This is a genomic window from Agromyces humi (assembly GCF_009720255.1).
GTDB classification, from domain to species: domain Bacteria; phylum Actinomycetota; class Actinomycetes; order Actinomycetales; family Microbacteriaceae; genus Agromyces; species Agromyces humi.
This window is the reverse complement of the sequence record NZ_WJSP02000279.1, coordinates 1-5043: the sequence shown is the minus strand read 5'-3', so window position 1 is coordinate 5043 and position 5043 is coordinate 1. Positions and strand designations below refer to the sequence as shown.

Genomic DNA, 5043 nt, shown 5'->3' with positions numbered 1-5043 from the left:
ACGCCTGAATCCCGCGGCCGCGCGGCTTCCCAGGGGCCGGCCGGCGGGCGGGCTGAGCCCGCCCCCCGACCCGCGGCCTAGCCCGTGACCTTCACGGTGATCGGCTTCGACTCCGTCGTTCCCGCGTGATTGGTGAATGCGATCATGAAGGCGTGCGCGCCCACCGCGAGACCGGTCACCGGGATCTCCACGTGCTGCGCGGAGGGCGTCGCGGGCACGAGCGTTCCGCTCGCGATCGCCTTGCCATCCTGGCGCAGCTCCCACGCATCGGCGTTGGTACCCCACCAGAGGTTCGCCTCGAGCCGCAGGTCGCCGTCGCCGTCCCAGTCCATGTTCCGGAGCACGGGACGTGCCGGCGCGGCATCCGTCACCTCGACCGTGAGCGGCTCGGTCGCGGTCACGCCGTAGCCGTTCTCGAGTTCGCCGCGGTACACGTACGTGCCGTTCGGCCGGTCCGGGATCTCGACCGACGCGGCCTGCGCCTCGGGCGAGGAAGCCGTCAGCGGCACCGTCGCGATCAGCGCGTCGTTCTCGTACAGGCGGAACTCGCTCGCGTTCGTGCCCCACCAGAGGTTCATGCGCACGTCGAAGGAGCCGTCGTCGAGCCCGGTCTCCCAGCCGCTCGTGGAGCTCAGCACGCCGGCGGCGGGAGCCCCCTCGGCGACACAGTCCGCGTATGCCTCCGGTCGCGGCGACCAGCGGAACCAGTCGAAGGTCGCGTCGATCTCGGCGGCGCCCGCCGTGCCCCGGAACGCGTACGGCCCGACGTGGGTGAACGGCGTCTCGTTCATCGAGAACGCCCGACCGTAGTCGCTGAACGCGGCGCCGTCGTAGGAGACGCTCGGCTGGATCGAGATGCCGTCGCTCGTGAGCCTCAGCCACACGGTGTCGGCCTCCGGGACCGCCGGGGCGGCGGAGTCCTGGCGGTTGCTGCCGTTCAGGTACCGGACCACCTCAAGCGTCTTGCCACCGGTGGCCTGGCCGAGGTCGAACTTGCCGTAGACCGTGTCGGACGCGTAGAGGAGCAGGCCGGCCTGCTGGAAGCGCTGCGACACGTCGATGCTCAGCTTCGTCGTGAGCTGCCAGGGCCCGTCGGGGAGCTCCTGCTGCGGGAGGGGGGCCGCGGCGACACCCCCGGAGTACGTGGGGACGGTGAGCACTCCGTCGCCGACGGTGTGGCGGGCGCTGTCCTCGCGCACGACGCGGGCCCAGTCGGCCGACAGTGCGGTGCCGTCGAACTCGTCGGAGCGGTCGGCGGCGCAGTGCTCGAACGTCGGATCGGCCGGGTCGGTCGGCCACCCGATCGGCTCGGGCTCGGTCGGGGGCTCGGCGTTCGGGTCGTTCTTGGCGTAGGCGATGGTGGCGCCGAGCCGATCGCCCGACTCGTAGAACAGGTAGACGTCGTCGCCCTCCTCGACGATTTCGGGGGCTGCGACGCGTCCGGTGTCGTCGCCGGTGCCGCTCGACCGGTGCAGGAGCCGGGCGGGGCCGACGTCGGTGAGGGTGGGGTCGATGGGGCGCGCCATGACGCTGCCGGTGGAGTTGTGGTAGATCACGTAGAGCTGGTCGTCCCACTCCCAGAGGTTGCCGCCCGAGACGTTGCCGCCGTCACCGGTGCCGGGATCGACGACCGTGCCCGGGCGCACCGTCCACGTGATGCCGTCGACCGACTCGGCGAGCTTGATGTGTCGGTGGTTGTCGGTGTAATTCGCCATGTAGAACATGCCGTAGCGGTATCCCGAGCCGGGGTCGGGATGCTTGAACACGCGCGCATAGCTCGTCTCGGTGACGCCGGGGCCGCCCATCGCGTTGGACACGACGATGTCCCCGTAGTCGAAGTGGATGCCGTCGCTCGAGGAGGCGTAGCGGGTGACCGAGTTCTCGCCGTGGAAGTACAGGAACAGCTCGCCGGCCTCGTCGTTCCAGATGGCGTCGGGGGAGGACACGTGGGAGACGTCGTAGTACGGCTCCCACTCGCTCGCGATGATGGGATTCGCCTCGTACTCCGTCCACGGGCCGTCGAGGCTGTCGGCGTACATGAGCATCACGCCGGCGGGGGCGTCGTGCGGCGCGAGGTAGAGGTACCAGTCGCCGAGCGGGTCGTCGAGGTACGCGCCCGCGTGGAAGACGCTGGGGAAGATGAACTCGTTCGTGGGGTTGTAGAGCATCTTCTCCTTCTCCGTGATCACCCCCTCGTACGCGAACTGGGGGAACGGCTCGGCCGCCGCGGCGGCCGGCGCCATGGCGACAGGGGTGGTGGTCAGGGCCAGCGCCGCGAGGGCGACGGTGGCGAGCGAGGCGCGGATGCGCCGGGTCGATGGCATGCGGTAGCTCCTTCGGTACGCGGGCACCCGATCCACTCCGGAGGTATCGTCGACGGGCTGCATCGCCATCGAGAGATTCTGGGGAACCGAGTTGCTAATGCGCATTAGCATCAGGTAGTGTCCACGCTAATGCGGATTAGCACCGCAGGACAAGACCCAGAGGACTTCGATGACGACTTCCAAGACCCCGTCGCGGCGCATCACGCAGCGACGCATCGCCGAACTCGCCGGCGTCAGCCAGGCGACCGTGTCGCTCGTGCTGAACGACAAGGCCGACGGTGCCGCCCGCATCCCCGAGGAGACCCGCGAGCGCGTGCTCAAGGTGCTGCGCGAGACCGGCTACGTGGCCGACCCGGCCGCCCGCCGCCTCGCGGGGGTGGGCAACAAGATCCTCGGCGTCTTCACCTACGAGCCGGCGTTCCCGACCGAGAGCCAGGACTTCTACGCCCCGCTGCTCAGCGGAATCGAACAGGCGGCCGAGGACCTCGGTTGCGATCTGCTGCTCTTCACGAGCGCGCCGGTGGTGAACGGCTCCCGTCGTCTGTTCCACGAGCACAATCGGTTGCGCCTGGCCGACGGATGCCTCCTGCTCGGTGTCGAGATGGACCACGCCGAGCTCGAGCACCTCGTCGCCGATGGGTTCCCGTTCGTCGCCGTCGGCCGTCGCGACGTGGAGGGCGTGCCCTACGTCGCCATCGACTACGCGAGCGGCACCGCGGCCCTGATCGGGCAGGCGTGGGAGCTCGGCCACCGGCGTTTCGCCTACCTCCATGTCGACAGCCGAGGCGAGTCGGTGCTCGACCGCCGCGCCGGCGTCGTCGACGAGCTCGAGCGCCGCGGCGGGGCATCCGCCGTCGAGCAGCTGCTGACCATCCCGTCGCTCGGTGACGACCTCCAGCGCGATTGGGCGGCGATCCGCGACTCGGGCGCGACCGTCGTCGTGGTCGAGACCGCCGAATGGGCCGAGCGGCTGCACGAATTCGCGGCGCGCGACGGCGTCGAGGTGCCGCGGCAGCTCAGTATGATCGTGCTCTCCGAGCCCGGTCGGGGCGGGGGCTCGGTCGAGTTCACCCGGCTCAGCCCTCCGCGCACCGCCCTCGCCAGCGCCGCGACCAGCCTGCTGGCCCGCATCCTCGACCCCGATGACGACGTGCGACCCGACGAGCTGCGGCAGACGCTGCCGTGCCCGGCCATCGCCGGCGTGACGCTCGCCGGGCCCGCCGAGGCGACCGAATGAGCCCGCGAACCACCCCGGTCGAACTGCGCACCGAGGTCCTCATCGCCGGCGGCGGCCTGGGCGGGGTCGCCGCCGCGCTCGGGGCCCTCGAGGGCGGCCGCTCGGTCGTGCTCACCGAGGAGTACCGATGGCTCGGGGGCCAGTTGACCAGCCAGGGTGTGCCGATGGACGAGCACACGTGGATCGAGCGGTTCGGCGCGACGGCCCGCTACCGGGCCCTCCGCGACGGCATCCGCGACTACTACCGGCGCAACTACCCCCTGACGGATGCCGCACGCGAGGATCCCCACCTCAATCCCGGTGCCGGCCTAGTCGGCCGGGTCTGCGCCGAGCCGCTCGTCGGCGTCGCCGTCATCGAGTCGATGCTCGCGCCGTACCGGGCGACGGGTCGCCTGCGGATCCTGCAGCCGGCCGTGCCCGTCGCGGCATCCGTCGACCGCGATCGCGTCGAGTCGGTCACCTTCCGCCACCTCGATGACGGTCGGGAGACCACCGTCGCAGCCGACTACGTCATCGACGCGACCGAGCTCGGCGACCTGCTGCCGCTCACCGGCGCCGAGTACGTGACGGGTTACGAGTCGCGTCGCGACACGGGCGAGCCGAGCGCGCCCGATGAGGCGCAGCCCCACAACCAGCAGGCGATCAGCTGGTGCTTCGTGATCGACCAGGTCGACGGCGACCACACCATCGACCGCCCGGCCGCCTACGACGCGTGGCGCCGGGTGCAGCCCGACTTCTGGGGCGCGCCGATGATCTCGCTCACGGGCCCCGACCCACGCACGCTCGAGATCTCGACCCGCACGTTCACGCCGAACCCCGCCGCGGCCGACCTCGTCGCCGACCAGCGCGCCGACGCCGGCGACCGCGAGCTCTGGACGTTCCGGCGCATCGTGGCGCGGCACAACTTCCGTCCGGGCACCTACCCGAGCGACGTCGTGCTCGTGAACTGGCCGATGATCGACTACATCGACGGCCCGATCATCGACGTGCCCGACACGGTGCGCGCGGAGCGCGAGGCATCCGCTCGGCAGCAGTCGCTGTCGATGCTCTATTGGCTGCAGACCGAGGCGCCGCGCGCCGACGGCGGCACCGGGCACCCCGGCCTCCGCCTGCGCTCCGACCTGACGCAAGGGCCCGACGGCCTCGCGATGGCGCCGTACATCCGCGAGTCGCGTCGCATCCTCGCCGAGACCACGGTGACGGAGCTCGACCTCTCGATCGCGGTGCGGAGCGATGCGAGCCCGGTCACGTTCGACGACAGCGTCGGCGTCGGCATGTACCGCATCGACCTGCACCCGACCACTGGCGGCGACAACTACCTCGACCTGCCCTCGCGACCCTTCGAGATCCCGCTCGGAGCCCTGATCCCCCGCCGGCTGGAGAACCTCCTGCCCGCGGGCAAGAACGTCGGTACCACCCACATCACCAACGGGGCCTTCCGGCTCCACCCGGTGGAGTGGAACATCGGCGAAGCGGCCGGCC

General features: G+C 70.9%; 3 protein-coding genes. 2 read left to right on the top strand and 1 reads right to left on the bottom strand.

What is annotated here, in order from left to right:
* Positions 1-77 precede the first annotated feature (77 nt).
* Complete coding sequence (locus GH736_RS17020) at positions 78-2324, bottom strand: beta-xylosidase family glycoside hydrolase (RefSeq protein WP_159605454.1); 2247 nt, start codon at positions 2322-2324, stop codon at positions 78-80.
* A gap of 169 nt (positions 2325-2493) precedes the next feature.
* Here GH736_RS17020 and GH736_RS17015 point away from each other — a divergent pair, with 169 nt between their 5' ends.
* Positions 2494-3561 (top strand): LacI family DNA-binding transcriptional regulator, encoded by a 1068-nt coding sequence (locus GH736_RS17015; protein WP_159605452.1) that lies wholly within the window; start codon positions 2494-2496, stop codon positions 3559-3561.
* On the top strand, positions 3558-5043 hold a 1486-nt coding region (locus GH736_RS17010; protein ID WP_203230823.1), incomplete at its 3' end, for an FAD-dependent oxidoreductase. The genes GH736_RS17015 and GH736_RS17010, both read left to right, overlap by 4 nt.